The organism is Methylobacterium sp. Leaf117, from assembly GCF_001422985.1.
In the GTDB taxonomy this organism is placed as follows: Bacteria; Pseudomonadota; Alphaproteobacteria; order Rhizobiales; family Beijerinckiaceae; genus Methylobacterium.
In genome coordinates, this window is sequence record NZ_LMNL01000001.1 from 589,360 (window position 1) to 609,323 (window position 19,964).

The following is a 19,964-nucleotide window of genomic DNA, read 5'->3' on the forward strand; positions in this document are numbered from 1 at the left end:
GCAGACGCGGAAAGGCTTGGGCCTCGACGTCGTGAGCTTCACCCCTGCGAGAGGGCTTGAGCGATGACGACTCTTCCTGTCGACGATTTCGGCCATGCGATGGCGCGGCCAGCCGTGAACACGATCGATGGCCATGATCTGTCCATGGCTTTGCGACGCGGCGTCGATGATTTCCTGGCGATGCCCACCCATGCACTGTTCATCGGGTTGATTTACCCCTTGGTGGGGGTCGTCCTGGCGACCGTCGCCTTCGGGCTGGAGATCCTGCCGCTGGTGTTCCCCCTGGCCGCAGGCTTCGCCCTGATCGGACCCTTCGCGGCCATCGGGCTCTACGAACTAAGCCGCCGACGTGAGCAGGGGCTGTCCACCGAGTGGGCCCTGGCGTTTGCCAATCTCACACGGCCGGCAGCCGGCGCGCTCGCCGGCATGGGCATGTTGCTGACTGCGATTTTCGTGAGTTGGCTGGTGGCGGCCCAGGGACTCTACTGGGCGCTGTACGGCGATGCAGAGCCAGCCTCGCTGCTGGACTTCGCCCGAGATGTCTTCCTGACGCCGCGCGGTTGGGCGCTGATCATCGTCGGGAACCTCACCGGATTCGCCTTCTCTCTCGTCGTGCTGGCGATCAGCGTGGTTTCGGTGCCGATGCTCGTCGATCGGAACATCGATCTTGCGACGGCGATCGAAACCTCGCTGGCCGCTTTCCGCAGGAATCCCCGCATCCTGACAGCCTGGGGCTTCATCGTGGTCGGTCTTCTGGTGCTCGGATCTCTGCCGCTCTTCGTCGGGCTCGCGGTGGTCATGCCAATCCTCGGGCACGCGACATGGCACCTCTATCGGCGGGTGGTGCCCGCCTGAGGAGACGGCGCAATCCGTACCCGTCGGGGCCGAATTCAGAACTTACCCAGCATCGGGAAATCGATGTTCAGAGCCGATTCCGCGGCGAGCGGCGCTTCACGCCGACGCGGCTTGCGGTTGATGACCTGCTTGAGCTTGGTCTTCAGCACCGACATGTCGAAGGGCTTGAGGATGAAGGCGTCCGCACCGGCTTGGTGCGCGAGGTTGATGTCCTCGAAATCGAAGGACGCTTCGGTGAGGAGGAAGGGGGTGTTCATCAGGGCGTCGTCGGCCCGGATCTCACGCAGAAACGAGAGCCCGTCCATCGGCTCCATGTCGAGGTCGGAAATCACGAGGGAGTAGCGACGCTCACGCATTCGCTCCAGAGCCGTGACGGCGTCGGTCACACCCTCGACATCCGGGAAGCCGAGCCGGTTCATCAAGAGGATGATCAGCTTAAGCAACTTCTCCTGATCGTCGACGATGAGGATCGCGGGCGTATCGCTCATGGAATATCACGGGTTTGAGGACAGGACCCCGATGTCGGACTGAGCCGCGTCGGCATTAGACGAACAGATGGTCGATGCCCTGCTTCGTCATTGACTCAGCCTGCAGGGTCGCCGCCAGGGCGTGGATTGCGGTGCTCTTCGGGGTTCCGCGCTGGAACATGGGGAGAAGGGCGGCCTTCTGAAACAGCGCGTCATTCGTCGGACCCCGTATGCCAGTGGTGAAGGAGTTCACGAATTCCCGTTTCACGATCTCGCGCCATTCGACGATCTGAACATCGCGGTGGCGGGAATCGCTGCTGATCCGCGCGAAGGTATCGCTCACCGACGTACGCTCGCCTTCGATGATCTGGGCCGCGAAATTCTGCTCGATGATCAGGAAACTGGTGATCACCGAGAATTCGTTCTTCTTCTGCGCCTGCCGCGTGATCTCGCCGATCTGCCGGGTCCGCGTGGGCGCATCCGCCGCGAGGTTCAATCGCGAGAAGTAGATCAGATGGACGAGGGTCGACCGTTTGGCTCTCATGATAGCGATCCACCGCCTTCGATTCCGGGACACTAGCGGATTCGGCGATAACGTCGCGTAAACAAGAACCTTCGACCAAAGCGCCTCGGCAAAAGCTGCCGATCCGGCCGTCTCCCGGCCGTTCCTGCCGGGTCATCCCTGCAGAAAAACCATTACTGACAATACCTTACGCTTGGCACGTGGATTGCTGGACGAGATCCGGTCCGTGCCGCTCTGCGCCGGCGAAGCGATCGTCACACAAGGTTTTCGGTCATGGATGTCTTCTCCGCGATGCAGACGGCCGTCTCCGGCCTGAAGGCTCAGTCCTTCTCGCTGGAGAACATTTCCGGGAATATCGCGAACTCGCAGACCACCGGCTTCAAGCGGGTCGATACGAGCTTCGTCGATCTCGTCGCGGAACAGCAGTCCCCGAGTCGGCAGGTCGCCGGATCCGTCTCCGCAAATTCGCGGCAGACCACCACGGTGCAGGGCGGCCTGAACGCCACCGACATCGGAACCAACATGGCGCTCAACGGCGAAGGCTTCTTCGCGGTCACGACCAAATCCGGCGACGCCAACGGTCAATCCAGCTTCGTGACCGGCGATACCTATACAAGGCGCGGGGACTTTGCCCTGGATAAAGACGGCTATCTCGTCAACGGGGCCGGCTCCTACCTGAAGGGAAGCAGCCTCGATCCGGTCACCGGGCAGGCGACCGCAGAGGGTCCGATCCAGGTCGCGAACACGATTCTACCGGCACAGCCGACCTCCACCATCACTTATTCGGCCAACCTGCCGAAGACGCCCGCGACCGCCAAGGCCAATGCGAGTCAGCCCGGCACCGAGCTTCTCGGCACCCTGGCCTCGGGGGCCAACCCCGCCATCCTGTCCGGGACCGGCACCGCAACCGTGTCGGCGGCCGACGCGACTAGTTTCATCAACGGCAGCATTTCGGGTCCTGTCCTCACCGCCTACACTGCAGGGGGGGCCCCCGTCACCCTCACGACCCGTTGGGCAAAGGTTCAGAACGGCAATGCGGCGGCGGGGACGAATGATGTCTGGAACCTGTTCTACGCCAATCAGAGCACGGTCCTGAGCACTAATAGTACCTGGACGAACGCCGGAACGGCTTTCCAGTTCAACAGCAGTGGCCAATTGACTGCGCCCGCGGCCAGTTCGGTGACGATCCCCGCCCTCACGGTGGATGGCGTTAATCTAGGGAACATTCAGCTTTCCTACGGCACCGGGGGCCTGACTGGCTACACCTCCTCCGGCGGCACCGTCACCACGAATGCGCTGACCCAGGACGGCTCTACATCGGGCACCCTGAACAACCTCAGCATCACCAAGGACGGCAAGATCGCCGGTTCTTACAGCAACGGCAACACGGTCGCTCTGGCGAACATCAAGGTGGTGCAGTTCATCAATTCGGATGGCCTCAAGGCGACGTCAAACGGCACCTATCAGCAGACTCTCGATTCCGGCACGCCGCTGGTCGGCCTCGGTACCACCTCGATCATCGGCGGCAATGTCGAGCAATCCAACACCGACATTGCGAGTGAATTCTCGAAGATGATCGTAACCCAACAGGCGTACTCTGCCAACACGAAGGTCATCTCGACGGCGCAGGACATGATATCCGCGCTGATCAACATCATTCGCTGAGGACACCCGCGACCGGACGTGAACCGACAGGCAAGGGAGAAGCCTCGTGAGCTTTAATGCGATCAACACCGCCTCGGCCGGCCTGAAGGCGACCCAGGCCGCCATTGGCGTGGTCTCGCAGAACATCGCGAACGTCGGCACCGTTGGATACTCCAAGCGTACCCTCACGTCCGTGGCGCAGGGCATCGGCAATTCCGGCGTCTCCATCGGAACGCTCGGCCGCGCCTTCGATGCGGCGTCCCTCAAACAGTTGCGGATGGAAACCTCTGGGTCCGCCTATACGGGCTTCCTCTCGACGGTTCGCACGTCCCTCGACCAGCTCTACGGGATGCCGGGATCGTCGACCGCGCTCGATGGCGTCGTCAACGACTTCGCGCTGTCCCTGCAATCGTTGACCAACGATCCGACCTCCGCACCGGCCCGTGCCACCGTGGTTTCCAGGGCCGCGAACCTCGCCTCCACCATCGGCACCATCGCGCAGGGTGTACAGGATCTGCGCTCGGCCACCGAAAGCCAGGTCGGCAGCGACACGGCCAAGGCCAACGATTACCTGTCCTCGATCGCGACCCTCAACACGCAGATTACCAGCGCCTCCGACGAGGGCGCCCGTGCCAGCCTGCTTGACCAGCGCGACCAGGCCATCAACGGATTGTCCGCCTTTCTCGACGTGCAGACGGTGGATCAGCGCGACGGCACGGTGACGGTGATCACCACGTCCGGAATGACCCTGGTCGATCGCGGCGCGGCGGCGACCTTGAGCTTCGACGGCCGAGGCGCCCTGGATCCGGATTCCGCCTATACGCAGGATTCAGAGACGCGAGGCGTTGGCACCATCACCGCCACGACCCCCGGCGGCTCTCGCGTCGACCTCATCGCCTCGCAGGCCATTCGCTCGGGCTCACTCGCGGCAGCCATCGAGTTGCGCGACTCGATTCTGCCCCAAGCCCAGCGGCAGCTCGATGAACTCGCCGCCGGGCTGTCCCGCTCCATGTCCGACCGAGCCGCCGTCGGCACCGTGCCCTTGGATGGAACGGCGAATGCGCTGGACATCGATCTCGCCGGCCTCAGCTCGGGAAATGCGATCACGGTCAGCCTCAAGGACGCGATGGGCGTCTCGTATAATCGTGTGCTGATCCCCTACAGCTCGGCGACCCCACCGAGCGTCAATCGCGCGGATCTCAGCGATCCGAACGCCAAGATCAGCATGATCAGGCTGACCAATCCGACAACGGATCTTCGCGCCGCCCTGCAGGCTGCCCTCGGCTCCGAATTCAATGTCAGTAACCAGCCGGGCGCCGCCGCCGGCAGCTTGCGCATCGCCAGCAACCCGGCCGCCGGTGCTCCGACGCTTCTCGGCATCAGCGCCAGCGTAACTCAGGCCGCGAATCCAACGGACTTCCAGACCGGCAAGCCACAGATCCCGCTCTTCCTCGACAGCAGAGGCAAGGGGACGCTCTATACCGGCTCCTTCGAGGGCGGATCGCAACTGACCGGCTTTGCCCAGCGGATCACCGCCAACCAGGCCGTGGCCACCAACACCGCCCAACTCGTCAACACGGCGTCCAACACCCTGGCGTCAGACGCGACGCGCCCGCAATACCTCTACGGAGCGCTCATCGGCTCGAGCCGGACCTTCGCGGCGGCGAGCGGCATCGGGGGCGTCGACGCGCCCTACACATCCAGCGTCCAGGATTTCGCCCAGCGCATCATCGACACGCAGGGCGCCGGCGCCGCTTCCGCGCAGAGCCTCGACGAGGGCCAGGGAATCGCGCTGGCGACGGCGCAGGCCCGGGTCGCATCGGTGTCGGGGGTGAGCATCGACGAGGAGATGTCGAAGCTCGTGCAGCTCCAGACTGCCTACAGTGCCAACGCGCGCGTGCTCACGGCCGCCCGCGACCTTCTCGACACCCTGCTGCGGATCTAGGACGAGTCCGCGGTGTTCAGGCCTTCCCAACGCAAAGCCCGACCGAGGTCACGCATTCTCCCGAGGAACCGATGAGCATCGCTCCGTTCAACGCCAGCACCTATCTCGGCGACCGCAACACGGCCAATCTTGTCGGCCTGAAGGGTCGCCTCGATACGCTGACCAACCAGCTCGCCAGCGGCAAGACAGCCACGACGTATGGTGGCCTTGGGACGGGTCGCACCACCAGCCTCAGCGCGCATGCGGCCCTGAGCGCCCTTGATGGGTACGATGCAGCCATCACGGGCGCGACCACGCGCGTTACCCTGGCCAACCTGAGCATCACCCAGATCAACAATCTCGGTACCAATCTTCAGCGTTCGCTCGCCGCCAGCAACGGCTCGACCATCGACAACACGCCGCAGATCGCCCGCAACAGCCTGGACGCCGCGATCGATGCCCTGAACATCGACATGGGCGGCCAATACTTGTTCGGCGGGCGCGCGACCGATGCACCGCCGGTGGCCACTGCCGATACCATCCTGAACGGAGATGTCGCCCGGAACCTTGACGGACTGAAGACTCTGATCGCGGAACAGAAGGCAGCCGATCTCGGAACGGGTTCCGGCCGGATCACGACCGCGGCGAACGGCGCGACCGTCAGCCTCTCGGAAGACGGCATCGGCGCGGCCGGCATGGAGATGCGCGCCAATTTCGGGTTTCGACTGCTCGGCGCAACGAGTTCCAACCCGGCCGCGATCGAGCCGAGTGCGACCGGTGGCGGCGCACCGTCCAACGTCAGTTTCAAGTTCGCGGCGGCTCCGCAAGAGGGGGACCGCATTCGGGTGACCCTGGATCAACCCGACGGCACCCAGACCTTCGTTGATTATGCAATCAAGGCTGCAGCCACCGACGATGATCCGACAGCGCTGCGTCCGGATGTTGCCGAGGCCGTATTGAACCAGCGGTTCGGAGCGGATCGCGAGAAGAATTTTGGCAAAGCCACCGTCGCTGGAATCCAGGGGCCGGATCGGGTCGGAATCACCTCGACCTATAGCGGGGGCACGCCCGCGTCTCTGACCCTGGGCCTGATAGGGACGCCCCTTGCGGGCGACACCGTGACCGTCAGCGTCGGCCTGCGCGACGGCACGACCCAGACCTTGACCCTCACCGCCAGGGCCACCGCCGATGCCGCCTCCACGACGGAGTTCTCCCTCGAGGGCGACCGGGAGACCATCGCCAAGAGCCTGTCGAACGCCGTGACCAATGCCCTGAAGGGGTCTGCCTCGACCAGTCTCGCGGCCAGTTCGGCATCGCGGGCGGCGCAGGATTTTTTTGCCGGATCGCAATCGCCGGGCTTCGCTCCACGGCGCATCACGTTCGCCAACGGTCAGGCCACAGGTTACACCGAGCAGGCGAGCACCAAGACGGTGATCTGGTATAAGGGCGACGATACGTCTCCCGATCCGCGCGCCACGGCCACCGCTCAGATCGGCGCCAATCGAATCCTGAACATCGGCACCCAGGCCAACGAAGCGCCGATCCGTGCCGTGCTCTCGGGTCTTGCGATCATCGCGGCTGATCCGGGAACGACCGCCGTCAGCGGGACGCCGGACGCACAGCGCTTCAGCGCACTCGCCGACAGCGCCAGAGCCCTCCTGGTCACAGACTCGCGCAAAGGGGGCGGTGTTCCCGGCATTGCGAGCGATATGGGGCTTGCCGCCAACACACTCTCGAACACCAAGGCCGACAACCGGACCAATCGCGCCACCCTGGAGGGCTCGCTCGACGGCGTGGAAAACATCTCGGCCCAGGAGGTGACCGCCCAGCTGCTGCAACTCCAGACGCAACTTCAGGCGAGCTATCAGGTCACCTCGATGCTTTCGAAACTGAACCTCGTGAACTATCTCAGCTGACGCGCTCGCGCAGCGGCTTTCGGCTGACGAAGCAGCAGCTTCCGGCTGTCGAAGCAGCAGCTTCCGGCCGCCGAACTTGGCCGGGAAGGTGGGATGGCTTATCCCGGATTTCGGTTCAAGGACGGGAGACCCGGCATGACCTCTGCGATGCGTGCCGCATCGGCGATCGGCCTCGCCGCGCTTTTCGGCGGAGACCTTGCCGCGTCGGCGCAGCCGGGGGAGCGACCGAAACCGCATCCGGACCTGCGGCAGCGGGAGACCCGCCAGCCCTGCCCGAAGCAGGGTCCCGGCTTCGTGCGCGTTCCGGGCTCGCCGACCTGCATTCGCCTGAGCGGCCGGGCGGTCGGCGCCCTGGATATCGGCAGTCACGGCACTGCGCCCGTCACCGCGGGGCAGCTCTCGATCGACACCCGCAGTGAATCCGAGTTCGGGCCGGTGCGCGCCTTCGTGCGGATGGGCCACGGGCGGCCCTGACGCGCCACCCGGCCGTCGATCGCGTTCCTTGGTCCGTCGTCAGAGGCTGCGCGATAGGACCAGGGGCTGGCTGCGGGCGCCGCCGCTGCGTCCATAGGGGGAGGGCGCCTGCGAGGGGCGGCCGTAGACCGTGGGGGTTCGAGCCCGGTCGATCTCGTCCACCAGGGTCTTTACCAGGCCTTCGGAGACGCCCCGCGCCGTGGCGAGGACCGCCTGATTGGTCTCCAGCGCCTGAGCAAAGCGAAGATGCGCCGCCTTCAGGGTTTCGATGTCCTCCGGTGCGAAACGGGCGAGCACGATGGCATTGGCCTTGATCGCCTCGAGCCCCTGGAAGTAGGCCGCCGCCAGGGCGGATTTGCGATCCATATCCGCAAGTCCCTCACGCATTCGACCGACCCGGATGTGATCGCTTTCCCGGGCCAGCACGGCTTCCAGCGCTTCGAGGCTCGCCAACACGCCGGTGACCAGCGCCTGAGCGCCGGCGCGGTCTGCGATGCGAGGCGTTTGTGTCTCAGCTGACCTTTGCACCGCCACCCTCCTGCATCTTCATCATCTCACGAAACACCTGATCGGCGATGCCGACGCCGCCGCTCTTCACGATCTGGCCGGCATATTCCTTGGTCAGCATCGAACGGTACACGCCACCGCCGGTGCCGTTCTCGCCGAGCGGGCCATCGGTGCCTTCGGATTGCGACAGGCGGTCGAGGGACTGCTCGAGAAACATCGATTCGAAATCCGTCGAAGCCTTCTTCGCCTTGGCCTCAGCGGCGGTTTTGGCGGCCGTGGCGGTGCCCGAGCCGACCGCACTTTGGACGGTCTTGGCGATGTCTCCGACGATGGCCTTGCCGACCCCAAGGGCGGCGCTGGCGGCGAGGGGCGCGAACAGCATGGGATTACCTCTCGGGTCGGTTTGAGGAGATGGAGAGAACAGGCATCACATCACCTCGATGTCGGCCTGCAGGGCGCCGGACGCCTTGATCGCCTGAAGGATCGAGATGAGATCGCGAGGACCGATACCGAGGGCGTTGAGGCCGTCGACGAGTTCCCGCAGGGTCACGCCCTCCTTCACGACGGCGAGCTTGTTGCCGTCGCCGGTATCGACCTTGACGCCGGTGCGCGGCACCACCGTCGTGGCGCCGTTGGAGAGGGGAGCGGGCTGGCTGACCTGCGGCTGTTCGGTGATCGTCACGGTCAGGTTGCCCTGCGCGATCGCCACGGTGGAGACGCGCACGTCACGCCCCATGACGATGATGCCGGAGCGCTCGTCGACGATGACCCGCGCGGTCTGGTCCGGCTCGACCTTGAGTTGCTCGACCTCGGTCACGAGCCGGATCATGTTGCCGGTGTAGCGGGCCGGAATCTGCAGAGTAACCGTGGCCGGATCGGTCGGCTCGGCCGTGTCCGCCCCCATGAAGTCGTTGATCGCGGCTGCGATCCGCTTGGAGGTCGTGAAGTCGGGGTTGCGCAGGGAGAGACGAAGCGACCGCATGTCGTTCATCTTGAACGCCATCTCGCGCTCGATCATGGCCCCGTTCGGAACGCGCCCGTTGGTCGGCACGCCGCGCGTGATCTTGGCGGCGTCCCCTTCGGCGGAGAAGCCCGCGATGGCGACCGAGCCCTGGGCCAGGGCGTAGACTTCGCCGTCGGCGCCGAGCAGAGGCGTGACCAGCAGGGTACCGCCCTGGAGAGACTTTGCGTCGCCGAGGGAGGAGACTGTGATGTCGATGCGATTCCCCTGGGTCGCGAAAGGCGGCAGGCTCGCCGTGACCATTACGGCCGCCAGATTCTGAGTGCGCATGGTCGCCCCGCGGGTGTTGACCCCGAGCCGTTCCAACATCGCCTGCAACGATTGCTTGGTGAACGGGATGTTGTTCAGGGTATCGCCGGTGCCATTGAGGCCGACGACGATGCCGTAACCAACGAGCTGGTTTTGGCGCACGCCCTCGACGCTGGCGAGATCCTTGACCCGCGACAGGGCGAGGACAGGAGCCGCATGGCCGAAAACCAGGGCCATCGCTGCCAGCAAGCAGATGGTGAAGCGATGAAGCCGGGACGGGCCGTTCTGACTGTCAGGCATGGGGCTCTTCGCAGCAGGGATGTCCCGGATACCTTGCCAGGACCATGCCAAGCCAATCGTTTCTCCAATCCGTTGGAATTGAATGGTTTTCTTCTGCGAGGGAGGGAATGTTCGATCCGTCGGACTGATTGCTTCATGCCGACCCGGCATTTTCTGCCGGGCTCTTTACGCCGGCTTAACCATCATCGGCGGATTCTCACGGTGCAGGGCGCACCGCCGCCCCGATTGGTCTTTTCCCATGCGCGTCGATCCCCGCTTCGTCACCTTGAACACCGGTCCGGCGGCCGCGGGCGCTCGTCGCAACGACACCATGCGGTCCTTTACCCTTTCAGACCCCAACAAGGCGTCCACCAGCGCTGCGGCCACCCCGGCAGCCTCTCTGGCCGGACTCGATGCGATCCTGACCCTCCAGTGCAACGCGGACACCCCAGAGGAGCGTCGGCGGCGCTCGACCCAGCGCGGCAGCGACCTCCTTGATGGGCTGGACCGCCTCAAGGCCTCTCTCATCATGGGACGGGTCTCGACGCGCGACCTCCAGTCCATCGCGCGCCGCTTGGCCGACCGGACCGGGATCAGCGGTGACCCGCGTCTCGACGGTCTGATCGCCGATATTGAGTTGCGGGCCGCCGTCGAACTCGCCAAGCTCTCCCCCTCGGCAGCATTCTGACCTGCTTGGCGAAGGGCGGGGCACCAGCCAACTCAGCGCCCCGCTTCTCCCCTCGGCCTCGAGGGACCGTTCAGCCCTTGGTCTTCGCCTTGGCGCGCGGCGCCTCCTCGGCGGCCTCGGCCTCTTCGCTTCCATCCGTGTTGATCCGCTCGGCGATCTCGCTGAGGAGCGCGTCGGTCTTCTTCTCCTCCTCCAGGGTCTGTTCCAGAAGCTTGGCGGCATCCGCGTAACCGAGCTGTCGGGCCCAGGTCTTCAGCGTCCCGTAGCGAGCGATCTCGTAATGCTCGACAGCTTGGGCACAGGCAGCCAGCACAGCGTCGGCGGCCGGGCTGTCGGCGAAATCTTCGAGATCCTCCTCCATCTCGGAGGTGATGCCCTGCATCGCCTCGCAGGTTTTGGCGCGCGCCGGCTTGCCGATGATCTCGAAGACCTGTTGAAGACGCTCGACCTGCTCGGCGCTTTCCTCGGCATGCGTCTCGAAGGCGCTGCGAAGCTCCTCGTGCTGAGCCGCTTTCGCTGACTTCTTGAGGGCTCGGACCGACTGCTTCTCGGCGTAGTAAACGTCTTTCAGCGTCTCATAAAACGCATCGTGCAGAGACTTGACCTTGGTCGCCATGAGATATGCTCCGGATCGTAGGAAATAATAATCACTTTCCGAGACAGCAATCGGCACATCGACCACATGGTTTGCAGTGAATATTAAGCGATTCGCACAAAACCACGTCGATACAGCCAAACAAGCACAGCCAGCCTGACCGCCATCGGCCCCAAGTATCAACCATAAGTTAGGCCGGTTATCTTGGTTGTAGTAACCTAGGTAAAACCTTGAGGAACTTCCGCCAAGATCTCGACTGCTGAAGACTTACCGTTCTCGGCGGTGCCGAGCCCAACGTAGGGCCATCGCTCCGGTTCCGCTTGCGGCGCCCTGTGTTCGACCTCGGCCACAGGATTGGTGAGACCGGCGGAAGCCATTCAGCCTGCATTTTAACGCAGATTAGAAAGTCCATGACAAAGCGTCGCCGTTGTTGCAGCGCAAAGCGACTTGCAGAGGGTTTGCAGCCGTTGCGTGTTTGCCGCAGCGCGCAAAACATCCGAGAGGATTGCCGTGAGTAGGGATCACGATGCGTTGTCGTGGCCTGCCCCCTGCATTATAGCCACGCAAAATGATCGCCGCGAACCGGCTGCAAGAGGCGCGAATGGCGAAGATCACGATTGAGGACGGATACGTACCGAGTGAAACCGAGCCGTTCATGAATGATCGGCAGCGGGAGTATTTCCGTCGCAAATTGCTCGGCTGGAAGTCTGATATCTTGCGGGAGGCGCAGGATACGCTGGTGGCATTACAGACCGAGAACGAAAATCATCCTGACCTCGCCGATCGCGCATCTTCTGAAACCGATCGCTCGATCGAGCTGCGGGCGCGCGACCGACAGCGAAAGCTTACCGGCAAAATCGATGCGGCGCTGGCGCGTCTGGAAGACGGCTCCTACGGCTATTGCGAGGAGACCGGCGAGCCGATCTCGCTGAAACGCCTTGATGCCCGTCCGATCGCCACACTGTCCCTGGAAGCGCAGGAGCGCCATGAGCGTCGCGAGCGAGTCTATCGCGACGACTGACCCCGGATAGCCTGTCACCTGATCTCGAACAGAATCCTCTCCTGGATCGACCCGTGATCGATCGGGCTGCTGACGACACGATCTCGGCGCCCATCAACGGGGCGCCGATCGGTCTCAGAACGGCAGCAACACATCGACCAGCTGCTGGCCGTAACGCGGCTGCTGGACGTCTGTGATCTGACCGCGCCCGCCATAGGCGATCCGCGCTTGGGCGATCTTGCTGGATTCAATGGTGTTGTCCGACTCGATGTCCTCGGGACGGACCACGCCGGCGACGATGAGTTCCCGCACCTCGAAGTTGATCCGGATCTCCTGCTTGCCCTCGACCACGAGGTTTCCGTTGGGCAGGATCTGCGTCACGATCGCCGCCACGCTGGTGGTCACCGTCTCGTTGCGCTGAACCGAGCCGGCGCCGTCGCTCGACGTGTTCGAGGTGGCGGTTATGAGCTTGTCGGGACTGATCCCGGATGCCGCGATGCCCTTGCTGCTCTCCAGACCGAAGGCATTGGGCAATCCCATTCCCTCCGCGTTCGAGCGCGAGCGCTTGGTCTCGTTGTTCAGGTTCGCCTTGTCGGTGACGTTGACCTTCACGGTGACGAGGTCGCCGATCCGGGCTGCACGCTGGTCTTTGAAGAAGGCGCGCGAGCCTGTCCGCCATAGGGAATTCGGCGCGTAGGACACCGGCTGGATCTCCGGCATCGGCAGGCGCACCGGCTTGTAGCCGGCCTGAGAAGTCGGATCCTCGATGGCCGAAAGGGCGGGGGTCGCACCGATCTGGGACAGGCGGTCGGCCGTGTTGCAGGCACCGAGCGCGGTGCACATCAGCGTGACGGCAAGAGCGGGCGAGAGGCGGTAGGTCATGGGGACCGGACCTTTGGCAAACCGGAAAAGGGACGCGAACGAAGCGGATCAGCGCTGAACGGTCGGTGGGTCGAAGGCCGCACTGGCCTGGCGCAGCAGCGGTGCCGGACCAACCGAGACACGGCCGGCCCCGATCACGGTGGCGGACAGGATCTTCTTCGAGATCGGGTTGGTCACCGTGATCGATGACCCGAGACGGCCGCTCTCGTTGGCCTGCCCCCGGAGGGAGAGATTCAGGCCGGGGGAGTCGAACACGATGGTCACGGCCTCGCCACGTGCCACCAGATCGGGGGGTGCCAGGTCCCCCGAACGCAGGATCGCGCCGGCACTCAGGCTGCGCTGCGCCACCTGCCCGGCGAGATCGGCATGCGACCCCTGCGCATCGGCCGGGGTCGCCTCCCGCGGGCGGCGCTCCACCGTGAGATCCGAGGCCAGGATGGTCTCGCCGCGATTGAGGCTCCGGCCGAGGATCGCGACTTCGCGAATCTCTATGACCTGACCGGACACCCGCAGGGATGCCTGACGCTCGCCGAGCGTGATCAGGGCAGCGATTCGACGTGAGCGGGCATCGTAGCTGAGGTCGAGGGCAACGGCTTGGCCGTTCAGATCGAGGGGCGCCAGCAGGACCGGCGCTTCGCCATCGAGGCGGATGGCCAAATTGCGGGAGTCGACGCCGTAACCGGAATCGAGAGCGCGCTTGAGGGCGGCCTCGATCTCCGGCTGCGTCACCTTGCGGGCGGCGCGCTGGACCGACACCTGAAGCCGGCCGCCGGTCTCGACCGAGCCGAGCCCGAGCCCCGCGATCGCTTCGGCGATGCGGCGCACCTGGATGGTGCCGGTGGCGCCGAGAGCCGGCGCCCGGAACAGCGGACGCAGGGCCATCTCGGCGGCCGCACCCTCCACGAGGTCTCCGAGCGTCAGCACGTCGCCGCGCGCCGTGACGTCGCCGCGGAGGCGCATGGGAGCGCCGGCCGATCGCGCGTCCTGCGCCAACACCTGCAGGGTGAGGACGGACAGGGCCAGCACGGCGAACAAAGTCCGCGCGACAATGGCAGCGCTCAAGGTCGCAACGCGGGCGGAACGGCGGGGCGGGATCTGTCGCAGAGCATGCATGGTCAGGAGCCCGATCAGCTGCGGAACATCTGGGAGGTGGTCGAGAGCATCTGATCGGCGGCCGTCACCACCTTCGAGTTCATCTCGTAGGCGCGCTGGGCAGCGATCAGGGAGGAGATCTCGGTGACGGCGTTGACGTTCGCCTCCTCGAGGTAGCTCTGCTGAAGGTTGCCGAAGCCCTCCGCCCCCGGCAGGCCGTTGATGGCGGGACCGGACCCGGCGGTCTCGATGAACAGGTTGTCGCCGATCGACTCGAGGCCGACCTTGTTGACGAAGCGCGCGAGCTGGAACTGGCCCAGCGCCTGCGGAGCCGTCTGGCCCGGCACCGTCGCCTGCACGGCACCCTGGGCGCTGATCGTCACCGAGGTGGCATTGTTCGGCACCGTCACGCCGGGATCGACAAGGTAACCGTCACGGGTGACGAGCTGGCCCTGTGCCGACAGATCGAAAGAACCGTCTCGGGTGTAGGCCGTGCGCCCGTCCGGCAGGGTGACCCGAAACAGGCCCTCGCCGCGGATGGCGACGTCATATTCCTTCTCGGTGCTCGTCAGAGTGCCCTGCGACATCACCCGAGCAGTCGAGGTGGTCTTCACACCCGACCCGATGGCGAGGCCGGCGGGAAGTTGCGTGTTCTGGTCGGAAGTCGATGAGCCGGCCCGGCGCAGGTTCTGATACAGCAGATCCTGGAAGTGCGGTTGCTGGCGCTTGTAGCCGGTGGTGCGCAGGTTCGCGATGTTGTTCGAGATGACCTGAACGTTGAGTTCCTGGGCCGCCATGCCGGTGGCGGCAGCGTAGAGGGCGCGCATCTGCGGAGATCCTTACGCGACGTCGGCGAGACGGCGGATCGCCGTGCCGCGCAGGTCGTCGAGGCGCGAGATCACGCCCGAAACCATGGTGTAGGTGCGGTTCACGTCCATGAGCCGGGTCATTTCCAGGACCGGCTTCACGTTCGAGCGCTCGAGGGCACCGGCCTCCACCCGCCCGGCGAGGCCGGCGGCCTGGGGTGGTGCCGTCGAGGCGTACAGGTTCGCGCCCTCATTGGTGAGCGCCTGAGGATTGGCGAAGGTCACCAGCCGGACGCGTCCGCGAATGCCGAGATTGGTCGAGACCGTTCCGTCGGGGCCGATGGCGATGCCGGTCTCTTGCGGATTGATCTGGATCGGACCGCCGTCACCCTGAACCGGATAGCCGTCGCTGGTCACCAGCGTGCCCCGGGCGTCGGTTTCGAATGCGCCGTTGCGGGTGTACCGGTCTCCGTTCGGCGTGCGGACCACCAGGAAAGCCTCACCCCGCACCGCCACGTGGAGGGGATTGCCGGTCTGCTCAATCGGGCCCTGGGCAAGATCGAGGGCGGTGCCCTGGTCGATCACGTAGGAGACGCGTCGGTCCGGCGTCTTGAACGATTCGGCGCTCGCCACCGGCATCAGGTACTCCTGAAAGCGGGTGTTGCGCCCCTTGAAGCCGTTGGTAGAGATGTTGGCCATGTTGTTGGCGATCACGTCCAGCTCGCGCTGAAGCGCGACTTGGCTTGATACCCCCACGAACAATGCGTTCTGCATGACACTCTCAGTCCCGACGAGCGACGACGCAGACATCTCCGCATGCGGCGTGCCAAACCCGTTCGGAGTCTTTCATCGTTTAATATGAGAGCATTACGTGAGTTTGAGGAGCCTCCGGAGGCTGACCATTACCGGCCGCACGGCAACTCCAACCCGGCAGCTTTTGCCGCCTTAACGGCGCGTTAACCTTATCTGCTCGATACCATTGTGAGAGCCGCGGGAATTGAGCGGCAGCCCGTCGCGCTACCGATCCACCTGCGAGGTCCACCGATGGCCAAGAAGCCGAAAAAGGCCGTCGCCGAAGGTGAAGAGGGTGTGGAAGGCGATGCCCCGCCCGCCGGCAAGAAGAAGATCCTCATCATCGGCGCGGTCGTCGTGGCGCTGGCGGCGGGCGGCGGCTTCTTCTTCATGAAGAAGAAGGCTGGGGGCGACGGGCACGCCGACGCGGTTGCCGAGGTGAAGAAGCCGGTCGTGTTCCTCGATGTGCGGGAGATGACGGTCAATCTCGCCAACGAGCCCGGTCAGGATCGGACGCGTTTCGCCAAGGTCAAGGTCGCAATCGAGCTCAAGGATGCCAAGGTCGAAAGCGAGGTGAAGCCCCTGATGCCGCGCATCGAGGATACCCTCCAGGTGTACCTGCGCGATCTCAGGGCAAGCGACCTCGCTGGCTCGGCCGGCATCTACCGCCTGCGCGAGGAATTGTTGCGCCGGGTCAACGTCGCCATCCACCCGGCTCGGGCCGAGGCGGTACTGTTCAAGGACGTGGTGATCCAATAGGCGATCCGCGCCTCAGCACGCGCGTAAAGCGCGCGCGTTCATCCCGAGCGACCAACCAGATTGTCTGAGACGTTGCAGGTAACGAGAGTCTGATGGCCGGACCGGAAGACGAGATCGACGAAGACGATTGGGCCGCCGCGCTCATCGCCCAGAACGCCGAGGGCGGCGAAGCATCGCTCGCCGACGAGTGGGGGGCGGCCCTGGCCGAGCAGGGCACGACGACCCATGCCAGCGACGTCGCCGCCGAATGGGCGACGATGATCGAGGACGGGGAGACCGACAACCTCCCCGAACTTGCCGGCAACGACCGGATTCTGAACCAGGACGAGATCGACGGCGTCCTGGGCTTCTCCCTGCGCGAACTCTCCGCATCGGGAGCCGGCGGTGTCCGGGCGATCGTCGATTCCGGCGTCGTCCAGTACGAACGCCTGCCGATGCTGGAAATTGTCTTCGACCGGATGATCCGGTTGTTGTCGACAAGCCTGCGCAACTTCTTCCAGGACAACGTCGAGGTCACTCTCGACAACATCACCTCCGTGCGTTTCGGCGACTACCTGAACGCCATTCCGTTGCCGACGCTGCTGGGCGTCTTCCGTGCCGATGCCTGGGAGAATTCCGGGCTCGTTACGGTGGAATCGAACCTGGCCTACTCGACCCTCGACCTGCTGCTCGGCGGCAAGCGCGGTGGGTCCTCGACCCGCCTCGACGGACGCCCCTTCACCACCATCGAGATGCAGTTGGTCCGACGCCTCGTCGAGATCATCCTCACCGACCTCGAGCTCTCTTTCCAGCCGCTCTCGCCGGTTCGCTTCGCCATCGACCGGATCGAGACCAACCCGCGCTTCGCCACCATCACCCGGCCCGCCAACGCCGCCATCCTGATCAGCCTCAAGCTCGACATGGACGGACGCGGCGGCCTGCTGCAGATCCTGTTTCCCTACGCCACCATCGAGCCGATCCGTGAACTGCTCATGCAGAGCTTCATGGGCGAGAAGCTCGGCCGCGACCACGTCTGGGAAAGTCACCTCGCGACCGAAATCTGGCAGGCCGACGCCACAATGGAGGCGGTGCTGCACGAGATGATGCTGCCGTTGAAGAAGGTCCTGTCCCTTAAGGTCGGCGATACCCTGATGTTCGACACCAAGCCCTCCGACCTGATCGCGGTCCGGTGCGGCGACTGGGCTCTGACCCAGGGGCGGATCGGCCGGATCGACGACAACATCGCGGTGCAGCTCACCCGGCCCCTGCGCCGGTCGCGCACCACGCTCCAGGCCTTCGAGGCCTCCATGAACAACCGCAACGACGGGTGAGCGACCGACCATGAGCCTCCTCGTCACACTCGCCGCCGACATTCTCGTCGCCGTCCTCCTGGTTGCCAGCATCGTTTCGTCGATGCGGCTGAGCGGACGCATCACCAAGCTGAAGGCCGACGAGGCGGCGCTTCGCCAGACCATCAGCGACCTCGTCATGGCGAGTTCCACCGCCGAGCGCGCTATCGTGGGCCTGCGCGCAACGCTCGACGAGTGCGACCGGACCCTGGCTGACCGGCTCGGAACCGCCGAGCGTTACGCCACGGATCTCGCGGCCCATGTCGAGGCCGGCGAGACGGTCATCGCCCGCATCGCGTCGATCGTCGCGCAGGCTGCCCCGGGACGAGAGATTGTCCGCGCCGCCGCGCCACCGACGCAGGAGCCGCGCGACCTGGAGCGCGTGGTCGCCCCCGTCCGCATCGCCCCGGCCGGGCCGACAAGTCCCAACGGTGAGCGCCTCGGCGTCGCCGCTGCCGCTGCTCTCGCCATGTCCGAGCGCGCCCTGGGCCGCCTGAGGAGCAAAGCCGCGTGACAATTCCGGCTCGCACCCAGAAACCGAGCCGCCTGGTGCGGCTCCGCCAACAGCGGCCCATCAAGCTGCGCCTGATCGATGCCGTGACCCTGGCCGCCGTCGGATTGCTGGTGCTCAAGCTCGCAGCGATTACCGTTGAGGAATCGACCCTGCAGCCCGGTACGCCGATGCCGGATTTTGCGCGTGTGCTTGCCAAGGCTCGAACCAACTATGAGCCGGCAGACCCTGCGACCACCGGATCGGTCACGCCGAAGGAGCCGGAGAAACCAGCTCCGCAGCCCGAGAAACCCGCCGTGCGGCCGCCACCACCGCCGGAGGCGATGCCCGCTTCCGAACGCGCCATTCTCGAGCGTCTGGCCACACGGCGGGATACCCTCAAGCAACGCGGCGATGCCCTGGACCTGCGCGAGCAGTTGATCGGCAAGGCCGAACGCAAGCTGGAGGAGGGCGTGGATTCGCTGAAGCAGGGCGAGGACAAGGCGGACGGCAACAGTGCCCAGCGGGCCGAAGCCGAGAGGGCCGCCCTCAAGAACATCGTCACGATGTACGAGACGATGAAGCCGAAGGATGCCGCACGGGTGTTCGACAGGCTCGGCCTCGACATTCTCGTGCCCATCGTCCTCGCAATGAATCCCCGCAAGATGGCCGAGGTGCTTGCCCTCATGCAGTCCGAACCTGCCGAGAAGCTGACGGTTGCGCTCGCCAACCGTGCGCGCGGCCAGGGCGGCGTGACGGCGCCCACCGTCGCCTTGGGGCTCGGCGCCAACGAGCTTCCGGCGATCGACGCGCCGGGGTCGTCCGTGCCGCGCCGGTGAGATGACGAATCGGAGGCTCCGTCCACCGGGTTATGCCGCGCTCCATTGCGCGCTGCGCCGCGCCCGACTAGGGGCAGGGCTCGCGGGCGGAATACGTTTCCGCCGCGTGGTTTCGGGGGAGCCAACTACGTGTCGTCCAGCAGCTTGATCCGTTCCCTTGCCGTGATGAGCCTCGCGCTGTTCGTGGCGGGGCCCGTCGTCGCGCAGGATGCGGCGGCACCGACCGCATCGGACCCGGCGGAGGCTCCCGTCAAACCGAAGCCCCGGAGGGCGACGCCTGCCAAGCCTGCGCCCACCAAGGCGGCAGCGCCCACGCCCGCCGCCACTCCTGTGGCCGTTGCGGGGTGGCCCAATGGTGCGAGTTCCGTGAGCGAGGTCTACGGCGATTGGACCGTGACCTGTGCGAAGGCCGACACGAAGGTCGAGTGCGCCGTCATGCAAGCGCAGGGGGCGAAGGGCCGTCGCGAATTTGCCCTGGAGATCCGGCCGCCCAGCGACGGACGGGCTCAGGGCTTCATCCTGATGCCGCTCGGTCTGGCCATCGAGCCGGGCGTATCGTTCAAGCTCGACGAGGCCGTGCTGGGCAAGGGTGCCCCATTCATGTCCTGTAGCCAGGAAGGCTGCCTGGTGCCGGTCAGCCTGCCGACGCTGGCCACCGACACGATGAAGACGGCCAAGAACCTGCTGGTTTCGGCTACGAAGCCGGATGCCAAGGAGCCGGTCGTCATCACGGTCCCGCTCGAGGGATTCGCGAATGCCCTGGCGCGCGCCGCCGCCCTGGCAGGCTAATCGGCAAGCGAGCGAGCACTCCAGCGGGACTGTGCGCACCTCCTG

The 19,964-nt window shown here is 65.1% G+C and carries 22 protein-coding genes; 12 read left to right on the forward strand and 10 right to left on the reverse strand.

Annotation, left to right across the window (positions count from 1 at the left end; translation table 11 throughout):
* Positions 1-63: 63 nt before the first annotated feature.
* Positions 64-855, forward strand: coding sequence for a DUF2189 domain-containing protein (locus tag ASF57_RS02640; RefSeq protein WP_056186279.1), 792 nt, complete (start codon positions 64-66; stop codon positions 853-855).
* Between the two features lie 35 nt (positions 856-890).
* Here ASF57_RS02640 and ASF57_RS02645 read toward each other — a convergent pair whose 3' ends face one another.
* On the reverse strand, positions 891-1,343 hold the full coding sequence (locus tag ASF57_RS02645) for a response regulator (RefSeq protein ID WP_056186277.1): 453 nt from the start codon (positions 1,341-1,343) through the stop codon (positions 891-893).
* 55 nt (positions 1,344-1,398) lie between these two features.
* Complete coding sequence (locus tag ASF57_RS02650; RefSeq protein ID WP_056186274.1) at positions 1,399-1,866, reverse strand: BLUF domain-containing protein; 468 nt, start codon at positions 1,864-1,866, stop codon at positions 1,399-1,401.
* 252 nt (positions 1,867-2,118) lie between these two features.
* Here ASF57_RS02650 and ASF57_RS02655 point away from each other — a divergent pair, with 252 nt between their 5' ends.
* The 4 genes from ASF57_RS02655 (at position 2,119) to ASF57_RS02670 (ending at position 7,803) form a co-directional block, all read left to right on the forward strand.
* Entirely contained in the window at positions 2,119-3,510 is a 1,392-nt protein-coding gene (locus tag ASF57_RS02655; protein ID WP_056186271.1) for a flagellar hook-basal body complex protein, read from the forward strand.
* A gap of 46 nt (positions 3,511-3,556) precedes the next feature.
* Entirely contained in the window at positions 3,557-5,434 is a 1,878-nt protein-coding gene (gene flgK / locus ASF57_RS02660; protein ID WP_056479637.1) for a flagellar hook-associated protein FlgK, read from the forward strand.
* A 71-nt stretch (positions 5,435-5,505) separates the two neighbouring features.
* Positions 5,506-7,329, forward strand: coding sequence for a hypothetical protein (locus tag ASF57_RS02665; protein ID WP_056186264.1), 1,824 nt, complete (start codon positions 5,506-5,508; stop codon positions 7,327-7,329).
* 135 nt (positions 7,330-7,464) lie between these two features.
* Positions 7,465-7,803 carry a hypothetical protein gene (locus ASF57_RS02670; protein ID WP_056186262.1) on the forward strand — a complete coding sequence of 113 codons (339 nt, stop codon included), beginning with the start codon at positions 7,465-7,467 and terminating at the stop codon, positions 7,801-7,803.
* A gap of 39 nt (positions 7,804-7,842) precedes the next feature.
* Here ASF57_RS02670 and ASF57_RS02675 read toward each other — a convergent pair whose 3' ends face one another.
* From ASF57_RS02675 to ASF57_RS02685, 3 genes are read right to left on the reverse strand one after another with little or no spacing between them, the layout of a single operon-like run.
* Complete coding sequence (locus ASF57_RS02675; RefSeq protein WP_056186609.1) at positions 7,843-8,331, reverse strand: hypothetical protein; 489 nt, start codon at positions 8,329-8,331, stop codon at positions 7,843-7,845.
* On the reverse strand, positions 8,315-8,692 hold the full coding sequence (locus ASF57_RS02680; RefSeq protein WP_056186259.1) for a rod-binding protein: 378 nt from the start codon (positions 8,690-8,692) through the stop codon (positions 8,315-8,317). Before ASF57_RS02680 ends, ASF57_RS02675 begins: the two co-directional genes overlap by 17 nt.
* Positions 8,693-8,737: 45 nt before the next feature.
* Positions 8,738-9,817, reverse strand: a complete 1,080-nt coding sequence (locus tag ASF57_RS02685; RefSeq protein WP_056186607.1) for a flagellar basal body P-ring protein FlgI — start codon at positions 9,815-9,817, stop codon at positions 8,738-8,740.
* 301 nt (positions 9,818-10,118) lie between these two features.
* Between ASF57_RS02685 and ASF57_RS02690 the strand changes: the two genes are divergently transcribed.
* Complete coding sequence (locus ASF57_RS02690) at positions 10,119-10,547, forward strand: flagellar assembly protein FliX (protein ID WP_056479638.1); 429 nt, start codon at positions 10,119-10,121, stop codon at positions 10,545-10,547.
* 70 nt (positions 10,548-10,617) lie between these two features.
* Here ASF57_RS02690 and ASF57_RS02695 read toward each other — a convergent pair whose 3' ends face one another.
* The gene (locus tag ASF57_RS02695; protein WP_056479641.1) at positions 10,618-11,163 is read right to left on the reverse strand and encodes a ferritin-like domain-containing protein; all 546 of its coding nucleotides are present in this window, start codon (positions 11,161-11,163) and stop codon (positions 10,618-10,620) included.
* A gap of 580 nt (positions 11,164-11,743) precedes the next feature.
* Between ASF57_RS02695 and dksA the strand changes: the two genes are divergently transcribed.
* On the forward strand, positions 11,744-12,163 hold the full coding sequence (gene dksA, locus ASF57_RS02700) for an RNA polymerase-binding protein DksA (RefSeq protein ID WP_056186249.1): 420 nt from the start codon (positions 11,744-11,746) through the stop codon (positions 12,161-12,163).
* A 114-nt stretch (positions 12,164-12,277) separates the two neighbouring features.
* On the opposite strand, the gene flgH is transcribed toward dksA, so the two are convergent.
* The 4 genes from flgH to flgF are packed head-to-tail and all read right to left on the reverse strand — an operon-like array spanning position 12,278 to position 15,696.
* Positions 12,278-13,024: a flagellar basal body L-ring protein FlgH gene (flgH, locus tag ASF57_RS02705; protein WP_056186246.1), complete on the reverse strand. Its 747-nt coding sequence runs from the start codon at positions 13,022-13,024 to the stop codon at positions 12,278-12,280.
* Positions 13,025-13,072: 48 nt separating this feature from the next.
* The gene (gene flgA / locus ASF57_RS02710) at positions 13,073-14,137 is read right to left on the reverse strand and encodes a flagellar basal body P-ring formation chaperone FlgA (RefSeq protein WP_056479644.1); all 1,065 of its coding nucleotides are present in this window, start codon (positions 14,135-14,137) and stop codon (positions 13,073-13,075) included.
* Between the two features lie 14 nt (positions 14,138-14,151).
* Positions 14,152-14,943: a flagellar basal-body rod protein FlgG gene (gene flgG / locus ASF57_RS02715; protein WP_056186239.1), complete on the reverse strand. Its 792-nt coding sequence runs from the start codon at positions 14,941-14,943 to the stop codon at positions 14,152-14,154.
* A 12-nt stretch (positions 14,944-14,955) separates the two neighbouring features.
* Positions 14,956-15,696: a flagellar basal-body rod protein FlgF gene (gene flgF / locus ASF57_RS02720; RefSeq protein WP_056186237.1), complete on the reverse strand. Its 741-nt coding sequence runs from the start codon at positions 15,694-15,696 to the stop codon at positions 14,956-14,958.
* A 270-nt stretch (positions 15,697-15,966) separates the two neighbouring features.
* Between flgF and fliL the strand changes: the two genes are divergently transcribed.
* The 5 genes from fliL to ASF57_RS02745 all read left to right on the forward strand — a co-directional run bounded on the left by fliL (position 15,967) and on the right by ASF57_RS02745 (position 19,919).
* Positions 15,967-16,473: a flagellar basal body-associated protein FliL gene (gene fliL / locus ASF57_RS02725; protein WP_056186235.1), complete on the forward strand. Its 507-nt coding sequence runs from the start codon at positions 15,967-15,969 to the stop codon at positions 16,471-16,473.
* A gap of 92 nt (positions 16,474-16,565) precedes the next feature.
* Entirely contained in the window at positions 16,566-17,783 is a 1,218-nt protein-coding gene (fliM, locus tag ASF57_RS02730; RefSeq protein WP_056186231.1) for a flagellar motor switch protein FliM, read from the forward strand.
* Positions 17,784-17,793: 10 nt separating this feature from the next.
* Entirely contained in the window at positions 17,794-18,315 is a 522-nt protein-coding gene (locus ASF57_RS02735; RefSeq protein ID WP_056479647.1) for a DUF6468 domain-containing protein, read from the forward strand.
* A gap of 32 nt (positions 18,316-18,347) precedes the next feature.
* Positions 18,348-19,130: a hypothetical protein gene (locus tag ASF57_RS02740; protein WP_244476794.1), complete on the forward strand. Its 783-nt coding sequence runs from the start codon at positions 18,348-18,350 to the stop codon at positions 19,128-19,130.
* A gap of 165 nt (positions 19,131-19,295) precedes the next feature.
* Positions 19,296-19,919, forward strand: a complete 624-nt coding sequence (locus tag ASF57_RS02745; protein ID WP_056479654.1) for an invasion associated locus B family protein — start codon at positions 19,296-19,298, stop codon at positions 19,917-19,919.
* The last annotated feature ends 45 nt before the right edge of the window (positions 19,920-19,964 follow it).